The organism is Bacteroides sp. 3_2_5 (genome assembly GCF_000159855.2).
Taxonomy (GTDB): Bacteria; Bacteroidota; Bacteroidia; order Bacteroidales; family Bacteroidaceae; genus Bacteroides; species Bacteroides fragilis.
On the sequence record NZ_JH636045.1, the window covers coordinates 202,662 to 221,419 of the forward strand.

Genomic DNA, 18,758 nt, shown 5'->3' on the forward strand with positions numbered 1-18,758 from the left:
AGCAGACCGGGCGTATACAAAGCATAAAAGCCGGAATGCCGCAAGATCGGCGTCACCACGCTCCGTCCCTAATCGCCTGTAATCGTTTTTTTCAAATCCATTCGCCACCGGGACAAAACAGGGCTGCCGGTAAGTGATAGAATATACAAAATGACATTTTATCGCTGCGGATGTTTTCCCGTTCCCCCTTATCATCAACTTTTCCAGAATCCGGGATAGAAAAGCAAAAGTACACTAAAGAGCTCCAACCGTCCTATCAGCATCAGAAATGAAAGTACCCACTTGGCAGCGTCGGGTAATCCATTCCACGAATAGGCTGGGCCACAAGATCCCAATCCCGGTCCCACATTACCGATACTGGAGATCACCGTACCGATGGACTCGGAAAAGCCGACACCCAAGAACAGGAGAACTACCCAACCAAGAATGACGATGATAAGATAAAAAGCAAAAAACATACCCACAGTAGACACAATCGAAGGTGAAACGCTCTGCTTATTGACCCTTACCGGCAAACGGCATTGGGATGCAATAAATGCTTGAATTCATTCCGGATAGAGCGGGCAATAATCAGCAAACGCATGTTCTTGATACCACCGCTGGTAGAACCGGTACATCCTCCCGAGAGCATGGCAATCAGCAACAACAACCACGTAAAGGCAGGCCAAAGATTATAGTCGTCTGTGGCAAATCCGCAAGAAGTATGTGCCGTAGCCACCTGAAACAGCGACTTACGGAAAGCCGTCTCCCAGTCATAATGATTTTGAAAGACCAGTGCGAAAGTGATCAGAAAAGTCAGGATAGCAACAGAACCGAGGAACCAACGTAATTCTTCGTCCCTCAAAAGACGACTGACTTTACCGCGAAGGCACATCAGGAATAATGCAAAGTTGACTCCCGAAAGAAGCATGAATATAGCGACCACATATTCGATAAACGGTGAATTCCAATACGAAATACTGGCCTGCTTGGTAGAATATCCACCGGTGGCCGTCGTAGCAAATGACTGGCAAACAGCATCAAAAAGGCTCATACCTCCCAGCATCAGCAAAATGGTTTCTGCCAGTGTCAATATCAGGTAGACTGTCCATAGCCATTTGGCCATCACATTAATCTTAGGATGGGTACGGTCGTGGATTACTCCCGTAGACTCGGCGGAAAAAAGCTGTACTCCCCCACTGGTGAAAACGGGCAATACGGCAATTGTGAAAAAAACAATCCCCAGCCCGCCAATCCATTGTGTCAGGCTGCGCCAGAAAAGCATACCATGCGAAAGCGATTCGATATCATCAAGAATCGTAGCTCCCGTAGTAGTAAATCCCGACATGGTCTCGAAGAAAGCATTAGTCAACGAGTCAATACTTCCGCTCAAATAAAAAGGCAACATACCGAAAAGTGTGAAAAACACCCACGAAAGTGTCACAATGCAGTAACCGTCACGCCGGCTCAACCGATTTTCCGCACCACGTCCATAAAACATCAGTAACGCACCGGACAGGAGGTTGATACCCACCGTATAAAGGAAATACTTGTAATCGCTTTCACCATAAACCACGGATATGCCGGAGCAGAGTACAAACATTCCCGCCTCTATAAAAAGTAAGACCCCAAGTACGCGCCCTATCATTTTGCCGTTTATCAGACTGTTATTCCGTTTACTAACGTATATGTCCGTCGACAGGTATTCTTCCATAACACACGATTTTTTTTGCGAAAGGCATATAGCCAATATCGTGCCAAAACGGAAAGAAAAAGTACAAGTAAATAGTTACCAGACAAATAGATTTTCCATTCAAGTATCGAACAGTGATCATCACCCTACCATTTTGATAGGATCAGCTTTTCAAAACGAAAAGGTGCATCTTCAGGAAAACCGGTTATCCCTGCATAAAAAGTTTATGCTTCATTTCTGAACTGAACAGGCGAGAAGCCTGTATATTTACGGAAAAAACGCGCGAAAGAAGAAGAGTTCGGAAAACTAAGTTTATCCGCTATCTCTGTGACACTCAAATCCGTCGATCTCAGCATCAGTTTGGCTTCTCTCAGTATAAAATCCGCCATCCAATAGTGAAACGTTTGCCCGGTTTGTTTCTTTATACTCCTCATCAGGTATTTATCCGATATACACAACCGGCTCGCATAAAAGGCTGCCATCCGTTCTTGTGTGCAATATTTATGCAACAGACTGAAGAAACCATCTACCAATTTATCTTGCCGGGACATCTCTACCGAAATATTTCTACCCGAATACATCCGGCACACTTCCAGTACCAAAGAGAACAGCATCCCTTTGATAACTTCTGACGGACATTCGGCATCCAAATAACGATGATAAATGAAATGATAATACATCTTTATCAAACTGAAATCCTCCGGGGACATTGGCAGACAAGGTGCATTAGTAACCTGATTCGATATGTCTGCCTTCAACAACAGGGGAAAATCGGACAGAAAGTCGAAACTGAATGAAAGATACTGAAAAAGAAAATCCTGCGTACACGAAAGCCGGAGGAGTAGATGCCCCGGCGGAAGAAACAAGAAAGTCCGTTCGGGCAACAGCATGCTTTTGCCATCTATCCGTACCATGGCCTTCCCTTTTAATATAACCACGAAATAAACCTTACCAAGAGGATTGCGCACGGCTCTCCCTGTAGGAAAAAGTGACGAAAGATTGCTGCTCGGAGGCGTCATCTCAAACTGCTTCGACTCATCAGACAGATTACACATATTACATATAATAGACCTGAGCAAAGATAAGCGATTCTACCGGAATAACGACCTGCTTTTGGTTACTATTTGAACGAACCTCGCATGATATCGGACGAAATAGTATGCAAAAATAACGGCAACTTTGCAACCGGAACTAATCAAGCAATATAACAATGACGAAAAGAATAGGAAACTCCAGGCTTTACATCCTGATATTTATAGGGATTGTATCAGCATTCGGTCCGTTCGTGACCGATTTTTATCTGCCGGCCCTGCCAGTGTTGAGCGAATATTTCGATACTACGGCTTCGCTGGTGCAGCTTAGTCTGACTTTCAGTATGGTGGGATTGGCAGTAGGGCAATTAATCATAGGTCCACTGAGCGACAAATATGGACGTAAACTGCCTCTAATGGTCTCATTAGTGATCTTCTGTATTTCCACAGTAGGATGCCTTTACTCGCCGGAGATCCATGGCTTTATCTTCGCCCGTTTGTTGCAGGGGTTGTCCGGAGCCGGAGGAGTCGTGATTTCCAAGTCCATAGCCATTGACCTTTACCAGGGAAAAGAACTAACACGTTTTTTCGCCATGCTGAGTTCCGTACAGGGATTAGCTCCCGTCTGTGCCCCAGTATTGGGCGGAATATTACTCGGAGCGATGGATTGGAAAGGTATCTTCTGGATATTATTGGCTATAGGCATACTATTGATTGTCGCCTTGTCTGCCTTCAAGGAATCGTTGGAGATTAAGAAACGCCAAAAAGGGAATGTCTTTTCTACATTCAAATATTATCTGCCGGTACTCCGTAACAGGCAATTCATGCGCTATGTCTTGATACAAGCATTCGCCATGGGGGTCATGTTCACCTATATCGCAGCATCTCCCTTTATTTTCCAAAACCACTTCGGGACCTCACCTTTTGCTTACAGCCTCTGTTTCGGTGTCAATGCATTAGGCATTATGTTGGGCAGTCTGGCTGTCTCCCGGTTTAAAGATGCGACAGCAGCTCTACGTTTCGGAGTAGCAGGTTTCACAACCATGAGTCTTCCGGTTGCTGCTGCACTAATTTTCAGTCCATCCGTCTGGATTGTAGAAGGAACACTGTTTTTCCTCCTTGCATTTTTAGGATTAATCCTTCCCGGTTCCACAACGCTTGCACTTGATATGGAACGTAAGAATTCGGGTAATGCATCGGCCCTGTTGGGATTCCTGATGTTCGTGTTTGGAGGGCTGCTGTCCCCGTTGACGGGAATAGGCAATATGCTTTACTCTACCGGTATCATTATCGTGGCTTGCTGTGTCGGGACATGGTTCTTTACTTATAAAGCAACCTCATCCGCCCGCTAGCCGACTATTACAAGACAAGATATGAAAAATACAGCTTATTCACTTTCCACATTCCGTACCTTGTCTTATTTTTATTTCTTATCTTTGCCTCAAACCCCTGGACATGAATTCAGATATGAAACGAGCCATTATCATCGGAGCTACTTCAGGTATCGGCCGCGAAGTGGCAAAACAACTTCTCTTACAAGGCTGGCGCCTCGGCATTGCAGGCCGTAGGCTTCCGGCACTTGAAGCACTGCAAAGCAGTGCTCCGGACCTTATAGAAATCGCAGTCCTGGATGTCACCCAACCGGATGCAACACCCAAACTCAATAACCTGATCAGACGGGTCGGAGGTATGGATCTGTTCCTTCTAAGCTCCGGCATCGGTTACCAGAACATGGAACTGAATCCGGACATCGAACTGGATACTGCCCGTACCAATGTAGAAGGATTCATGCGGATGGCAGATACCGCTTTCCACCACTTCCGTGAGCATGGCGGCGGTCAGTTGGCAGTCATCAGTTCCATTGCCGGGACAAAAGGATTGGGGGTAGCCCCTGCCTATTCTGCTACGAAACGGTTTCAGAACACCTATATCGATGCGCTGGAACAGCTGGCCGGAATGCAAAAACTGAACATCCGCTTCACGGACATCCGCCCGGGATTCGTATCTACCGACTTGCTGAACGACGGAAAACACTATCCGCTACTGATGCGGCCGGAAAAGGTAGCCAAACGGATTGTACGGGCACTGAACCACCACCAACGGGTAGTGGTGATAGACTGGCGCTATGCCATTATCGTCTTTTTCTGGCGAATGATTCCGCGCCGGATATGGAAACAATTACCCATACGGACAGGGCAGAAACCGACAGAAAAAAATAGCAAGATCGGATAACCGCTCTTTCAGTAAAACCCGCTACATTTGTCCCGGAACCCAACGGAACAAAAACAATGAAGAGCGATACTGAAGAGAAATATCTGCAACAGGTGAACCGGGTGATAGATTATATTAACTCACACCTCAACGAACCTTTGCGGGTGGAAACACTGGCACGTGAAGTATGCCTATCGGAATATCATTTCCATCGCATTATGCGGGCTTACCTGCACGAACCGCTGGCTACGTACATCGCCCGGCAACGAGTGGAACGTGCGGTAATGTACCTGCAAATGAAGAATATCCGTCTGGCGCAAGTGGCAGAGATGGTCGGATACGAAACGCCACAATCGTTATCGAAAGCATTCAAGCAGTTTTTCGGCATATCCCCCACCGCCTACCGCAAACGGCGTGCAGAACGTTACGAAGAATTCAGCACTCTGAAAAAGGAGTCTCTGAAACCGGAAATCCTGACAGAACCGGAATTGAAGCTGGTATATATCCGCATCATCGGGCGTTATGGCGAAGAGGAACCTTACATAGAAGCGTGGAGAAAACTGAGAGATTTTCTCCAAATAAACGGTCTTCTGACTCCTTCTACCCGCTGGATAGGCATCAGCTTTGACGACCCCACAGTAACGAAAACCGAACAATGCCGCTTTTACGCTTGTGCAACAGTGGAACACGATGTATCACCGCAAGGCGCTTTTGGCATGAAGACGATTCCGCAGGGACGCTATGCCGTCTACACACTCCGCGGAAGCTACAGTGGTTTGCAAGAAATGTATGACCGGATTTACTCGTATCCACTGCCTACAGCATTTCGTGATGCAACTTCATTTGAAGAATATCTTAATTGCGAACCAGATACGGAAGAAAAAGATTACGTGACAAGAATATATATCCCTATTGAATAACCTATTAAAAACAGAAAAAGAATGGAACAGAAATTTTGCCAGAGCTGCGGCATGCCGCTCAACCCGGAAGTATTGGGAACAGAAAAGGATGGTAGCAAAAACGAAGAGTATTGCACCTATTGTTATGCCGACGGACATTTCACCGTGGAATGCACGATGGACGAAATGATTAACCAATGCGCACAGTTCGTAGACGAATTCAATAAAGGCTCGGAAGTGAAAATGACGAAGGAAGAGGCCATTGCAAACATGAAGCAATTCTTCCCAATGCTGAAAAGGTGGAAACAGTGAAGAGGATGGGCAACAGTCAGCTTCCTCCGAGGGATTTTATGACGGAATGGTAACAGAACAAGTTCACCACGGATTACACGGATCAACACAAACTCTTATAATCTCTTGGTCAATAGAGCGTTGAAGAGAAAGATATTCTCTGTGAGACTCTGTGTTACCCTGTGTTGTTCTGTGGTGAGTTAAGCTTAGAGCATTGATACTAAGATACAAAGAATCTGTGTTAATCCGTGTAATCCGTGGTGAACCCAAAAACGATTCATTCTCCGAACAGGCCTCAATCCGGACGGTTTATTCCGCCGGATGCCGTTTCAGCCATGCGACGGCATACGAACACGTTGCTTTGGGCTTCAACCCCTGCGCAGAGGCATATTTATAAGTCGCTTCTACCAGTGCGGCCGCAATTCCCTTTCCTTCCAAGGGAGGAGGTACGATAGTGTGCATAATATCCAGTGCTCCATCTTCGACTTCATATTCCACAAAGGCAGTCATTCCATTCTTCTCCAATTCAAAACGATTCCGCTCCGGGCGGTGAATTACTTCATATTCTTCCATTTTCTAATCTCCTTTTTGTTTAGGTTAATATAGACTACATTATTTTTTTCTCTCTTTGCTCCACCCAGATCAGTTTCTTCACATCATATCCCCTGCGGGTGGCAGCATCCAGCAACTTCTTCTTAATCTCTTCCGGCAAAATTGGTGCACGGCTCAGTATCCATAAATATTTATCAGAACTGCTACCGATCAGAGCATAATTGTATTCGTCCTGATCTAATTCCAATACATAATAGTCTGAATAAAAAGACAGGAAAAACGATACTTTCAGTTTACCCGGTTGAGACGGATCGGGTATCTTAGCACGTCCTTCCGCTGTCTTACAAACATCATAGGGTTTCTTATGCTTACATCCCCGGTTCTCCACACGGACCGTCCCGTCGGGCATCAGCGTATAAGTGGCCGTCACCTCCGATAATCCTCTCTCAAAGCGGTGGTCGAAACGGGCTATCTCATACCACGTACCCATGTAGCGGTGCAAATCCAATCGATCTACAGCTGCATGATCCGTACTTTCGAAGAAATCTTCTATCGTCGGCTTCGCAAAACGGAAACCGGCCTCGAGCAAACGTGTGGGACGCACATTCTGTCCTGATGCCAGGAAGGAAGCCGCCTCACCATACCGCATCCGGAAGAACCAACGCGGTACGACCACCTTCATCCAGGCATGATAGCGTGCTGCCATTGCCTGAGTAAATGCATACTGTGAAACTTGTTGCGGAGCCACCAGGTTGAAAACTCCGCTTGCCTCTTCGTGGCTGATAATAAACTCCATCGCCCGACAAAGATCCTGAATAGCAATCCAGGGGAAAGGCTGTGTACCCGGACCGATCACACCGGCTACCCGCGTTATCCGGAGGGGACGAAGCATTTGTTCCATCGCCCCGCCATCGGGTGACAGCACAATGCCGAAGCGGGTGATTACCAGCCTTGTCTGCGACGGACAACGGCGGGCTTCTTTCTCCCATGCATGACAAAGTTCCGCCAGAAAGCCACTTCCCCGGGTATTGGTATATTCATCGAATGTACCCTCCTCTGGATAATATCCTACGGCAGAGGCGGAAATCATTAACCGCGGCTTCGTCTTTACTGCATCCATTGCCCGGATGATGCAGTGCGTCACCTTAATCCGGCTGTCATAAAGTTCTTTTTTGTATTCCGGTGTCCACCGCTTGCTAATGGGTGCTCCTGCCAGATTGATGATAACATCGCAATGTGACAGAGCCTGAATTAAATGCCCCGATGTGCCTTCACGGAACATAGGCCTCCCCAGAGGGATTACCCGGTGTCCCGCTTCTGTAAGGTACTCTGTAAGATGCTTGCCTATAAAACCGGAGGCCCCGCTTATTGCTATATTCATCTGTATTTCCTTTTTTTAGAAATATAACGCAGGGAAAGAGGGTAAAGTTCATCTCATGGTCATCTTCCTCAGATCTTCGAGCGAACCGTTGAATACGTTCAGATCTACATCGTGATGAATACCGGGCACACTTCCGATATCAGTGTGCTGCCAGAAGTGCCATTTACCTTCGTACCTCACCGAATCAACGTAATAGTGGGCTATCCAGTAGGGATAAGCATTGAAAAGCGAGTCGTCCAGATAGCGGGTCTTGAATTTATAAGAAGTGTAGAGAATAGGTTTTACACCATAATGTGCCTCCACCCGGTCGAGCCATTTCTTAATATTTTGTTGCAACTCTTTTTTAGGCCTCTTACCTGTCAGTTCAACATCGAGCACCGGAGGCAAATCTCCACTATCGAGTTTCACGGTACGGATAAAAAAGTCCGCCTGCTTCAAGGCATCCGTACGTGGAGTGAAGAAATGGTAGGCCCCACGAATAAAGCCATAGCGACGTGCTTGTTCGAAGTTGTCTTTGAAAGTATCGTCACCATGATCTCCTCCCTCGGTGGCTTTCATAAAAATAAAGTGAAGCGGAAAATCCGTTTCTCTGTTTTGTTTCAACTCCTTCCAGTCGATGTTCCCCTGATAATGGGAGATATCGATACCATGCACCTCATAGCCACAAGGGATACAAACGCCATACTCCTTCCGTCCGTAGCACTCCTTCCAACGATAAGAATAAGGACGGATAACGAAATAATAGAAAGTGAGAGAAAATACTCCGACCACAATAAGCGCAAGGGTATTGCGCATCCAAACGGGCATGGTGCGGGTAGTTTTCTTTTTCGCTTTCGTCTTCCGTGCCGGTGTACGACGACCGGAAGCGGGTTTGCCGGAGGTAGAAGTGTTTCGTGAAGACTTCATTGATTTTTATTCTTATTTAGAGTTTGATTCACCACAGATTACACGGATTTTCACAGATTAATGATTTTATTTCATTGAGAATCAAATTAAAGTATCTATGAAAGTCCGTATAATCTGTGGTGAAATGAATTCATTCCTAGATGGCTCCATCAGCTTCTGCCCTCACCCACTCCAGATAAACACCCGGATTAGCCTCAGCAGGAGGAGCGATGAAATGAACATAACTAATTCCATTCTGAGATTTGTTCTTGAGCGGAAGGCGCAACGGACGAAGCCGCCCATCTACCCGGACACGTGCTTGCGGGCGCTTCTGCAACAAATCCCATTCCAAAGAAACCTCGTGCCAACGATCATCCTTCACTCCGAGTTGCTTACGGGTGAGTGGAAGTTCATACATAGACTGGTAACGGGCTACGGTGTCCGAAGGATTCATCCAGCGATCATTCAATAACAACGAAACCGAATGACTCCCTTCGGGAATACGTAAACTAACGGTGAACGTTCCTTTCTTCATAGCCGGAAAGTTCCATACCGCACCACGTGTATCTGCCACCAGTGAAGCATCCGGCCGGTAAGTCAGATGAAGCACTTGCCGACCTTCCTTCCGGGGATGGGGTTCGAGCATACAACCCTGTATACGATTATAAGCGCAATGTCCTTTGATACCATTCATGTAGTTGAATGTACTCCATTGTGAAAGAGAGTCGGTAAAGTCGTTGAAGCGGCTCTTCTCGTACAACCAATTCACATCGAACATCATCATAGCACGATGAAGAGGATGTTGACCGATAGATGCCAGCACCTTACCCGGAGCTACTTCTACAAACTGTGCCTGATGAACGCCACGGTCAATCCCGCCACCATGAACGGCATAGTCGATATCATTGCGCATGGGATCCATGTAAAGTTCGCGAAAACCCTTCCAAGTCTTTCCATCATCATCAGAAACCGCCACGTGAGTCACATCACGATTGGTGAACACATCATCCCAAACACCATCCGTACCCTCCTTTTCGGGAAGAGGAGTCGTATTGCACCAGAAAAGCAACAGTCGTCCGTTGGCCAACCGCCCTAAAGTAGGCATCGTGATGGTACCATAAAAAGGCGATGGTTCCGATTCGCCCCAGGTTTGTCCGCCGTCCTTAGAAAAAGCCTGATAATGGAAGTCTTGTGAAGTACGCATCAACATCCAGAGAGTTCCGTCCTTCAGTTCGACCACCGTAGGCTCCACAGCACCATGATTCCAACGGATACCTTTATGGAAGCCTCCTCCCTGATGATCGGGGGATGTGACTGTATTCGAGCATTTCCAGGTCAGACCGTCATCATCGGAAAAATAGGTATAGCACCCTTTCGGTGTTACCCCTCCGTGAGCAGCTACGACAATACGTTTGCCGTTTCGGATAAATACAGGCGGTTTAATCATGATGGAGTTGCGGTCGGCCACCTTCGTAAGAGTACGTCCTCCTGTCAATCCACCGGAAGTACGAATGCAATAAACACCCATTGCCCCCATATCTACCAGACGAATATACTCCTTACTGACAGGGCTCTGACAATCGGCAAAAGGCATTTCTTTGGGACGGTTCACCCGTTTCCAGGTCAAACCATGATCGGTACTGGACAGATATACAGTACCTGCCACAGCCTGTTCTCCATAATTATAGTGTCTGATCTCACCGTTATCGAGAAGCGATAAGCCGATATAAGCATCGGAAGGAGGTGTAGCCACTTTCAGGGGAGCGTAAACCGAATCAAGCACCGTCGGACGGGCCTGGTGTGCTTGTCCCGGAATGAAAAAGCCTGCTGCCAGCAGGCATAGGGTAGAAAGTCGTTTCATATAAAATAGGGATATTCAGATGAACTAAAAACCCACCGAAGGGAATTGAATCAATCCGCCCCGATGGGTTTCTACTATTGTAATGCGGGGAAAAGCTTACTTAGCTTGTTCCAGTTGCAGTGTCTTAGTCGGCTGGTCGCAAACCTCCGTCGGACCGAAGTATTGAATCGGGCCCGGATATACGTAATCTGTATTCAACGCCCACTGATCGCGTTTAGCAGCGAATGTCAGGAACGGTTTTCCGTCCAGTTTCACCAATGCTTTCTGGATTACCGGTTTCATTTCGCCATGACGACGTTCCATGTTCATCATCATTGTAATGGGCACACCGCCTGCGATCCATTCAGCAGCAGGAGCAGTTGTGTTACGTACAGATGACATGTAACCGGTCTTACCGTTAGCAATCAACATAGAAGCTGTGTAACCCAGTGAGTAGCAGTAGTCAGCATCGTAATTTGATGGAGCAGCGCAACGTCCTTCATAACCGAAGAAGTGGTGCTGTGCAGCAAATTTACCTACGTATTTCCCTTCTTCTTTCCACTGGGCCAGTTTTGTTCCTACCATTTCAGACAACAGCTTTTCAGTTTCGATCAATGATACCTGTACGTTTCCGTGCGGGTCGCGATCCAAAGAAAGCTGACGTGCTACACCTTCAGGAAGGCTTGCATAGATCTCAGCATTTTCTTTTGACAGTTTGCTGATGATATATTCGCGCTGACGAGAACGTTTGATATTTGCGAACTCAACGGCATTGGCTGCCAGGAAGTCATTCAACTCAGCGATCAGACGTTTCATAGCTGGGATAAACTCAACCAGACCTTCAGGAATCAGCACAGTACCGAAGTTGTTGCCCTGAGCAGCACGATCGGCAACGATCTTAGCAATGTAAGTTACTACATCGTCCAATGACATATCTTTCGCTTCCACTTCTTCAGAGATGATACATACGTTAGGCTGAACCTGCAAAGCACATTCCAGTGCAATGTGAGAAGCCGAACGACCCATCAGTTTAATGAAGTGCCAGTATTTACGTGCAGAGTTACAGTCGCGCTGGATGTTACCAATCACTTCTGAGTATACTTTACATGCAGTATCGAAACCGAAAGAAGTTTCAATCATTTCGTTCTTCAAGTCACCGTCGATAGTTTTCGGACAACCGATCACCTGTACACCGGCATTCTTGGCAGCATAGTATTCGGCCAGAACACAGGCATTTGTATTAGAGTCGTCACCACCAATGATTACCAGTGCTTTGATACCCAATTTATTGATAATCTCCAACCCCTTTTCGAATTGTTCCGGAGTTTCCAGTTTGGTACGTCCCGAACCAATAATGTCGAAACCACCTGTATTACGGTATTCATCGATGATATCGGCAGTCAGTTCCATATAATTATGGTCAACCAATCCACCGGGACCCAGAATAAAACCATACAGTTTGTTGTCTTTGTTCAGTGTCTTGATACCATCGAACAGACCAGAGATTACGTTATGTCCGCCCGGAGCCTGTCCTCCTGAAAGGATAACACCTACATTCATAGCGGGGAGCTGGATAGCTTCACCTTCTTCGAATTTAATCAACGGCATTCCGTAAGTGTTCGGGAACAGTTTCTGGATAGCTTCCTGATCGGCTACTGATTGTGTAGCTGCGCCTTCAACTGCTTTTACTGAGCCTTTCAGCGCTTTCGGAAGTTTGGGCTGATAAGCAGCCCTGGCAATTTGCAATGCACTTTTAGTCATTTTCTTTATCTTATATTTAAAGGTGTTAGTAATTCAAACTTAAAAGTGTCGCAAATTTCGTGTTTTTTTCCGAATTATGAAAGAAAATGATGATTTTGTTCTCTACAGGTATGCCACAGAGCAGACGAAGGGCACGAAGATTACATCCTTGCTTCTGCAATTCCATAGCACTCCGTACCCTCTTCGCCTGTTCGGCACTATCTGTCAGTCTCTTTTAAAACGTCACTGCAGTCCTGGCTCCCGTAGCAGAAACAGCATATACCTTAAAGCCGTCTTTCCAAGCGGTTTTCATGGTAAACGTAGCAGTACCGGAAGGTGCTAACAACCCATCAGAGATACAGACTTTCTTACCGGTTTCATCTACAACTTCATAAGCTGCCACATTTTTCCAGTTGGTCATGGTAAATGTCGAACCGCTCCGTGTGGCTGTACCGGCTACAATTCCGGGTTTGTCCTTATAAAGTTCTACAGAATTATCCGTTATATATTCCAGAGCAACATCCGGTTTCGGATATCCCAAAGCCTCTACACGACTTCGTATTTCGTCGATACGGGCCTGGGTAACGGTGAGTTTGCCCGTTCCGTAGTCATCCACTGTTATGTCGACCGGAGTCAGAAATCCCCATTTCGTGAAGAAATCCAGCAAGTTGGCTTTAGCTATCAGACTACAGATATAAACGAACTCAGTCTGCTGTTCCCCGGCCGTTCTCAGATTATCGTGCGTCCGGATATACTCGTACACATCCGGATAGAATCCTCCTTTGTCAGATTGCTGAAGAGGTGTCCGTCCGAGTACTTTACCGAAATAGAGTTCCAATTGCCAGAAAGGAACGAGTTTACAGAAAACATCGCTGTCACTTCCAAAATTTCCATGTGGCGCACCTGCCGCAATGATCTGGGTCCAAGCCTTGGAATAACGGTTACGACTGCCATCTCCCATATCTTCTGTTTGCAAGCGAGAAGGCTGTCCGAAAATTGTAGTCTGGATGTACTCGGACATGATATTGTTCGTTACCTCCGTTGTCCCCAACCATTTCAATCCGGGACGTGTCTGGTTGCAATGCCCTATTTCATGTGCAGGTCCCCAACATGCAGATGTCTTCAATTTATCCACATTACAAAGTTCGGCCAGAGTACCGTCATTGTAAGCAGTATGATAACTGGTGGCATACATATAGCTGGTATACATCACATGCAGGTACATGCGGTTCTTGAACAGTTTATTGTATTTATACAATCCCATCAGTTCCATCTCCGAATTCACAATCTGATCATAAGCATCGATCAGTGCTTTCCCGTCCGTAGTATGAGTACGGAAACGCTCGGTCGGGAATGTGAGATGTGCATAATGTCCCACCACATCGAAATACTTATCCACAGCGTTACTCAACAATTTATTCCAATCGGAAGCCTGATGTTTAGCTACATCGAAATAGCCGTTTACTTGTCCGGAAGCGATATGTATCTTTACAGGCTGAGCAGTTTCATAGTCAGGAGTGTGATACAAAATATACATTAATCCTTTATTCCGGGCCGTAATCTTGTTGGCCCCTTCAGACAACGGATAAGAGGTTCCTCCGAAACCATCACCACCGGGAACATCCAGATTCTGAATCACTGCACTGACAGTCTGCCCATGTGTATCGCCGACAAAAATCATCAGTTGCTCTCCATCTTTAACCGAAATTCCCGTAGGATTATCACGCAGGCTATAAGGACTGGTCTTATGTGTTTCTGACTGGGCATCCGGATGGGGCCAAGCCTTATATTCCTGAATACGGAACTCTGCCGGATACTTACCCTGCTTCATATAGTAAGCTATGTTCTTGTAGAATGAATACGGACAGTTCTCTATTTCTTCATCGGTAAGTCCGGGCTTCAATTCAGAGCATGTACCATCGGTGAAAAGAGTGAGCGGATCGAATGCATCCGGATTCTTTTTATAAAATTCCATCTCGGCACAAGCAGCAAATCCCTGCCCGTCTCCCGATCCTGATTTGACAATAAACTGAACCGACGTGACTCCGATTTGTGCCTTCGGAAAATTAACACGGACTGCGGCATTCGTCCCCCCGAAGTTTTTAGTCATCACCGTATTCCATTCATCGGTCCCTCTGGTATTCGCATTTGACTTTACACGGATCTCCACTTCCTTGAAGTTACCATTCGGTCCTGAGGTACGGGGATAATATATAAGATAGTCCATATCCGAACCCGCAGCAAAATTATAAGTCAACGTAATGGGGAAATAATGATCTCCCGCGTTATTCCAGTTAGAATGGTAAATAGTGCTCATATCACCATCGAATGATTTATCAATATTCGAGCCACCCTGAAAAGAGCTTGCTTCACCTGATTCTACCGGAACCTTAATATCGTCTTTGATACCCTCGAGATTTCCGGATTCATATTCTCCCAATCCTTTCTGAGTAACAGATACCAAGGCCTCAAGTTCTCCGCCGACCTCTTTCACGGTGATATTGCCCGTACGTTCACTATCTTCCGGATTGGCTGTAACAATGTAATTATGCGTCGTAGTCACCATTTCGGATGCACGTGTACCTGCCGGTTTCTCTTTGATCCATTCCGGCAATGTGATAGTCACCGAAACATTTGTAGTTACATCGAATGCGATATCACTGCCACTGGCCTCAACGGTAAAGATCTGTTGGGATATCAAAATAGCAGGCTCTGATCCCAATTGGCGTACGTTAACAGTTTCTGCCAATCCATCGGCAGTAACTTTAATCACTGCCTCCCTTGTCTCTTTTCCATCGTATCCGGACACATTCACCGTCAATGTACTTTCGTTGACAGCAACCGAACACCAATCTTTATCAGACCGTGCCGTCCAATGGTCTGCATTGGTAACAATAGCGATGTCACGGGTTCCTGCATCACTTTTAAAATCAATGGCAGACTGTGCTACCTCAAGAGTAGTCGATGTTAACGCTCTTTCTTCTTCAGCAGAACAAGCATACAGCAGCAGAGGGATAATAGCTGCAGAAATCATTAGAATTAGATGTTTCTTCATGTTATTAGGGTAAATTAAACATAAGATAAATAAAACAAAGGAAATACAAATTTTGTTCTCATAAAAGACTTCACTTGTATTTCCTTTTTAATAATTACTTGATTCTCGTATTTAGCATCAATCTGACAACCATAGGTGGCCAAATTCATACTACATTATATAGGTACCTATTGAATCCTGTTTTAGAAACTGCTTTTGAATGAATCGTCTAATGATTTGAGATGAATTTTCACGGTTATTCCGGTTGTTATAAGAGGAAGATAACAAGCTATCTGACGATTAAAAGAATCGAAACAGACCGGAATATCACTCAAAACATAGGCAAAAGTCAATCAAAAAAGATATGTATAGAAATTCAAAACAGTTTCTTACTCAATGGTAGTTTCTCCGGTTTCCGGATCATAGGTTTTCACAATTACCTTCGAAAGGCCGAGTTCTGCCAACGCAATCCAGTTGGAGCCGCTTGTAGAAGATTTCACCTTAAACCAAAGATAGCGGTAAGATGCACCGGCTTTTATTATATCCGATTCGTAAGACGCAGCTTTTGTATTAGGCAAATTACTCAAAGACGCCAACAAAGTGGTCTGGCTCTCATCATAATTCTTTCCATCAAAAGTATTGCTGCCCAGAATATCCATCTCTTTGGGATTGTCTTTATTGTTATTGTCACGACAAACATAAGAGAACAGGAAAGTGGACAAAGCATTCTCTTCACCCAAGTCGACCACAATATAGTGAGGGAAAGGCGTAGGACTGCTCCATGACATGTGGAAATAAGTGTCATTCCTTCCATCCACCAGGTTTGCGATAGGTCCTTCACTACTCTCCTGATCATCTGTATACAACTGTTTTGCAGACAAGGTTATAGGATTCCGGTCAGTCTTGATCTGTTTCAGAGCAGGAAGTGCCTGTGCCATGATACTGCAACTTTGCGAAGCTTCCCCGGCACGATTGCAAGGTTGCAATGTAAAGTTAATGTCACCATACCGATGCAGCAGATTGTCCACCAACATGGTATCACTATTCACACTTGCCAATCTCATACATTTCTTCCCGTCTTCAGGTAATGTATAGGTCACTTTTACATAATAATAATTAGAATCGGCTGGTACGGTCCATTTCAATTTGATAGCACCGGCTTTGGCTTCAGCCGACAGTGAATTCTGATCTATAGAGGTCGGCATGGGATACTTCTCATCGCTGGAGCAGCCGATCATATTTATCAGGCCCAGTATCACACACAGGCCAAGCAATATTTTTTTCATCTTCATTTCTCTTTAAAAAGATTAATAACCCGGATTGTTTACTAATTTTTCATTTCTGTTAATATCGGCAGAAGGTATGGGCAACAGATATTGAGTCGGCGCCTCGAACTTACGCTCAAAGTCAATAGTCTTCACTATCGCATAATCTTCTATGGTAGTAGCAGCAATATTCAACCCCTTAGCCTTGACATTAAAATATTGTCCAGCCAGCAGCCAACGGCGCATATCCCAGAAATTCTGGTTTTCCAAATAAAGTTCATTCATTCTCTCCTGCCGTACAATCTGACGTAATTTTGTCTGATCCAATGCAGCAACACCACTCCATGCTGTTTCTACTGTAGGGATACCGGCACGCTCTCTGACTTTGTTCAGATATTGTTTGGCTGTCTCCAGATCATTAGTCTCCACACATGCTTCGGCATATGCTAAATACAGGTCGGCAAGACGAATAATGGGCCAGGGATACTGATTCAATTTCGTAGCATTTGTAGAAACAACAGTATTAGGATCGACACCTTTTTTGTTCAGATAACCACTTGGAGTATAGTTACCCGGTCGCTGTACGGTGGCCGTACCACGACTGCAGTTACCTCCCAATACAAAATCGCATATCAATCTGCTATCCGAATTATCTTTCTTACCGTTACTCATAACATAGGCCGGATTAGTTGACCCGTTCATCACTTCGTAATATCCACCCTGAAAAGCTACCCAAGCATAAAAGCGAGGTTCGCGATCCAAATTAAACAGGAGTGTTTTACTTCCTTCATGAGCCTCGTCAGCATGGCTGGCATCCACATTGACGATCTTTAATTTGTCTTTATCTTTATACTCCGGATCTTCGTCCCAAGGTAAACCGTTTTTAGTATAAAAACGATTTAACATGGTCCATGTCGGGCCGACACCATTCCACGCCCAGCCGTCAGTCACAAATGGTAACGATTTGTTTTGTATACCATACGAGCCTTCACTACGCGTTTCTGCCAGAAGAACCTCCGGATTACGCGAATCCCAATCGACCAAGCTGGTTCGAAGACACCGGACAGGACCTGCCGCCGGATAGGGATTCGCATCCTCATTACCTATCTTATAGTCTTGCTTTACATACAAAGCATGTCCGTTCTGCTCGGCAAGGTCAATCGCCTCTTTAATAGCTGTCTTTGCTTTTACCCACTTATTAGGATCATAAGTCAGAGGCATTAACTGACTACCGGATTTATCTGTAAAATTACTATAGAAACTTGAGTTTCCATTGAATAACGGAGAAGCTGCATACAAAAGCATTTTCGCTTTCACAGCCTTAGCTCCTACACTGGTTGCCAGTCCGTAATCTTCTTTATTGGTACGTATGGCAGGCAATGAACTTGCGGCTTCATCCAATAAATTGCATATCCAGTCTACACATTCGTCATATGAAGTTCGGGGTAAATATTCTGCTTGCGAAGCATTTACATCCGGTAGTTCCTTGATCAGGATAATAGGTCCGTAACAACGTGCCAACTGATAATGATAATAAGCAATCAGAAACTTAACCTGTGCGATATAGTCTGTTTTTACACTTTCAGTCAGGTCGGGTACCTTGTCTACATTTTCCAGAAATATATAGCATTGACGCAATCCTTGAAAAAATGTATTCCAATAAGAAATCACCGGCGAAGAAGCCGTATAGTTGCCTTTTGGAAAACTGGCAAACGTTTCATGTTCAAAAGCCGTTATCACTTCATCTCCTGTCAGCAAATCGAGACTGCCTGATGCCACATTACTTTGCGGCAAATAGCCATAGCAAGAATAAACAAAATTCTTAGCCGCATTCCGGTCTTTAAATGCATCTGCCTCAGTCGTTATTTCATCCGGAACAATATCCAGAAAGTCGCAGGAACTATATCCTATCGTCAGCAAAAACAAAAATAGGAGTTTATATATTATCTTCATAAGT

General features: G+C 45.4%; 13 protein-coding genes and 1 pseudogene. 4 read left to right on the forward strand and 10 right to left on the reverse strand.

Annotated elements, in window-relative coordinates; translation table 11 throughout:
- Nucleotides 1-194: 194 nt before the first annotated feature.
- Together BSHG_RS0220670 and BSHG_RS03970 are read right to left on the reverse strand one after the other, a co-directional pair.
- Nucleotides 195-1,693, reverse strand: a pseudogene (locus BSHG_RS0220670) (TrkH family potassium uptake protein).
- Between the two features lie 203 nt (nucleotides 1,694-1,896).
- Entirely contained in the window at nucleotides 1,897-2,727 is an 831-nt protein-coding gene (locus BSHG_RS03970; RefSeq protein WP_008660936.1) for a helix-turn-helix domain-containing protein, read from the reverse strand.
- Nucleotides 2,728-2,882: 155 nt separating this feature from the next.
- Here BSHG_RS03970 and BSHG_RS03965 point away from each other — a divergent pair, with 155 nt between their 5' ends.
- The 4 genes from BSHG_RS03965 to BSHG_RS03950 all read left to right on the forward strand — a co-directional run bounded on the left by BSHG_RS03965 (nucleotide 2,883) and on the right by BSHG_RS03950 (nucleotide 6,125).
- A complete protein-coding gene (locus BSHG_RS03965; protein WP_005798662.1) occupies nucleotides 2,883-4,055 on the forward strand; it encodes a multidrug effflux MFS transporter in 1,173 nt (390 codons plus the stop codon).
- A 115-nt stretch (nucleotides 4,056-4,170) separates the two neighbouring features.
- On the forward strand, nucleotides 4,171-4,935 hold the full coding sequence (locus tag BSHG_RS03960; RefSeq protein WP_011203143.1) for an SDR family NAD(P)-dependent oxidoreductase: 765 nt from the start codon (nucleotides 4,171-4,173) through the stop codon (nucleotides 4,933-4,935).
- A gap of 56 nt (nucleotides 4,936-4,991) precedes the next feature.
- Nucleotides 4,992-5,834, forward strand: coding sequence for a GyrI-like domain-containing protein (locus BSHG_RS03955; RefSeq protein WP_008660937.1), 843 nt, complete (start codon nucleotides 4,992-4,994; stop codon nucleotides 5,832-5,834).
- Nucleotides 5,835-5,855: 21 nt separating this feature from the next.
- Nucleotides 5,856-6,125, forward strand: coding sequence for a zinc ribbon domain-containing protein (locus BSHG_RS03950; RefSeq protein ID WP_005788894.1), 270 nt, complete (start codon nucleotides 5,856-5,858; stop codon nucleotides 6,123-6,125).
- Nucleotides 6,126-6,413: 288 nt separating this feature from the next.
- Here the strand turns inward: BSHG_RS03950 and BSHG_RS03945 are convergent, their stop codons facing one another.
- The 8 genes from BSHG_RS03945 to BSHG_RS03910 form a co-directional block, all read right to left on the reverse strand.
- Complete coding sequence (locus BSHG_RS03945; RefSeq protein ID WP_005788897.1) at nucleotides 6,414-6,677, reverse strand: GNAT family N-acetyltransferase; 264 nt, start codon at nucleotides 6,675-6,677, stop codon at nucleotides 6,414-6,416.
- Nucleotides 6,678-6,711: 34 nt separating this feature from the next.
- Nucleotides 6,712-8,037, reverse strand: a complete 1,326-nt coding sequence (locus tag BSHG_RS03940) for a TIGR01777 family oxidoreductase (protein WP_008660938.1) — start codon at nucleotides 8,035-8,037, stop codon at nucleotides 6,712-6,714.
- Between the two features lie 48 nt (nucleotides 8,038-8,085).
- Entirely contained in the window at nucleotides 8,086-8,943 is an 858-nt protein-coding gene (locus tag BSHG_RS03935; protein ID WP_008660939.1) for a glycoside hydrolase family 25 protein, read from the reverse strand.
- 136 nt (nucleotides 8,944-9,079) lie between these two features.
- Entirely contained in the window at nucleotides 9,080-10,783 is a 1,704-nt protein-coding gene (locus BSHG_RS03930) for a sialidase family protein (RefSeq protein ID WP_008660940.1), read from the reverse strand.
- A 96-nt stretch (nucleotides 10,784-10,879) separates the two neighbouring features.
- Nucleotides 10,880-12,523, reverse strand: coding sequence for a diphosphate--fructose-6-phosphate 1-phosphotransferase (locus BSHG_RS03925; protein ID WP_005788903.1), 1,644 nt, complete (start codon nucleotides 12,521-12,523; stop codon nucleotides 10,880-10,882).
- A 214-nt stretch (nucleotides 12,524-12,737) separates the two neighbouring features.
- Nucleotides 12,738-15,557, reverse strand: coding sequence for a M60 family metallopeptidase (locus BSHG_RS03920; protein ID WP_008660942.1), 2,820 nt, complete (start codon nucleotides 15,555-15,557; stop codon nucleotides 12,738-12,740).
- A gap of 368 nt (nucleotides 15,558-15,925) precedes the next feature.
- Complete coding sequence (locus tag BSHG_RS03915; protein WP_005788909.1) at nucleotides 15,926-16,822, reverse strand: discoidin domain-containing protein; 897 nt, start codon at nucleotides 16,820-16,822, stop codon at nucleotides 15,926-15,928.
- Nucleotides 16,823-16,843: 21 nt separating this feature from the next.
- Nucleotides 16,844-18,754: a RagB/SusD family nutrient uptake outer membrane protein gene (locus tag BSHG_RS03910; RefSeq protein WP_005788911.1), complete on the reverse strand. Its 1,911-nt coding sequence runs from the start codon at nucleotides 18,752-18,754 to the stop codon at nucleotides 16,844-16,846.
- Nucleotides 18,755-18,758: the final 4 nt, after the last annotated feature.

Coding starts and splice junctions, on each gene's coding strand:
- BSHG_RS03950 (WP_005788894.1), top strand. CDS start 5,856: ATGGAACAGAAATTTTGCCAGAGCTGCGGCATGCCGCTCAACCCGGAA.
- BSHG_RS03945 (WP_005788897.1), bottom strand. CDS start 6,677: ATGGAAGAATATGAAGTAATTCACCGCCCGGAGCGGAATCGTTTTGAA.
- BSHG_RS03920 (WP_008660942.1), bottom strand. CDS start 15,557: ATGAAGAAACATCTAATTCTAATGATTTCTGCAGCTATTATCCCTCTG.
- BSHG_RS03930 (WP_008660940.1), bottom strand. CDS start 10,783: ATGAAACGACTTTCTACCCTATGCCTGCTGGCAGCAGGCTTTTTCATT.
- BSHG_RS03970 (WP_008660936.1), bottom strand. CDS start 2,727: ATGTGTAATCTGTCTGATGAGTCGAAGCAGTTTGAGATGACGCCTCCG.
- BSHG_RS03965 (WP_005798662.1), top strand. CDS start 2,883: ATGACGAAAAGAATAGGAAACTCCAGGCTTTACATCCTGATATTTATA.
- BSHG_RS03915 (WP_005788909.1), bottom strand. CDS start 16,822: ATGAAAAAAATATTGCTTGGCCTGTGTGTGATACTGGGCCTGATAAAT.
- BSHG_RS03940 (WP_008660938.1), bottom strand. CDS start 8,037: ATGAATATAGCAATAAGCGGGGCCTCCGGTTTTATAGGCAAGCATCTT.
- BSHG_RS03935 (WP_008660939.1), bottom strand. CDS start 8,943: ATGAAGTCTTCACGAAACACTTCTACCTCCGGCAAACCCGCTTCCGGT.
- BSHG_RS03925 (WP_005788903.1), bottom strand. CDS start 12,523: ATGACTAAAAGTGCATTGCAAATTGCCAGGGCTGCTTATCAGCCCAAA.
- BSHG_RS03960 (WP_011203143.1), top strand. CDS start 4,171: ATGAAACGAGCCATTATCATCGGAGCTACTTCAGGTATCGGCCGCGAA.
- BSHG_RS03910 (WP_005788911.1), bottom strand. CDS start 18,754: ATGAAGATAATATATAAACTCCTATTTTTGTTTTTGCTGACGATAGGA.
- BSHG_RS03955 (WP_008660937.1), top strand. CDS start 4,992: ATGAAGAGCGATACTGAAGAGAAATATCTGCAACAGGTGAACCGGGTG.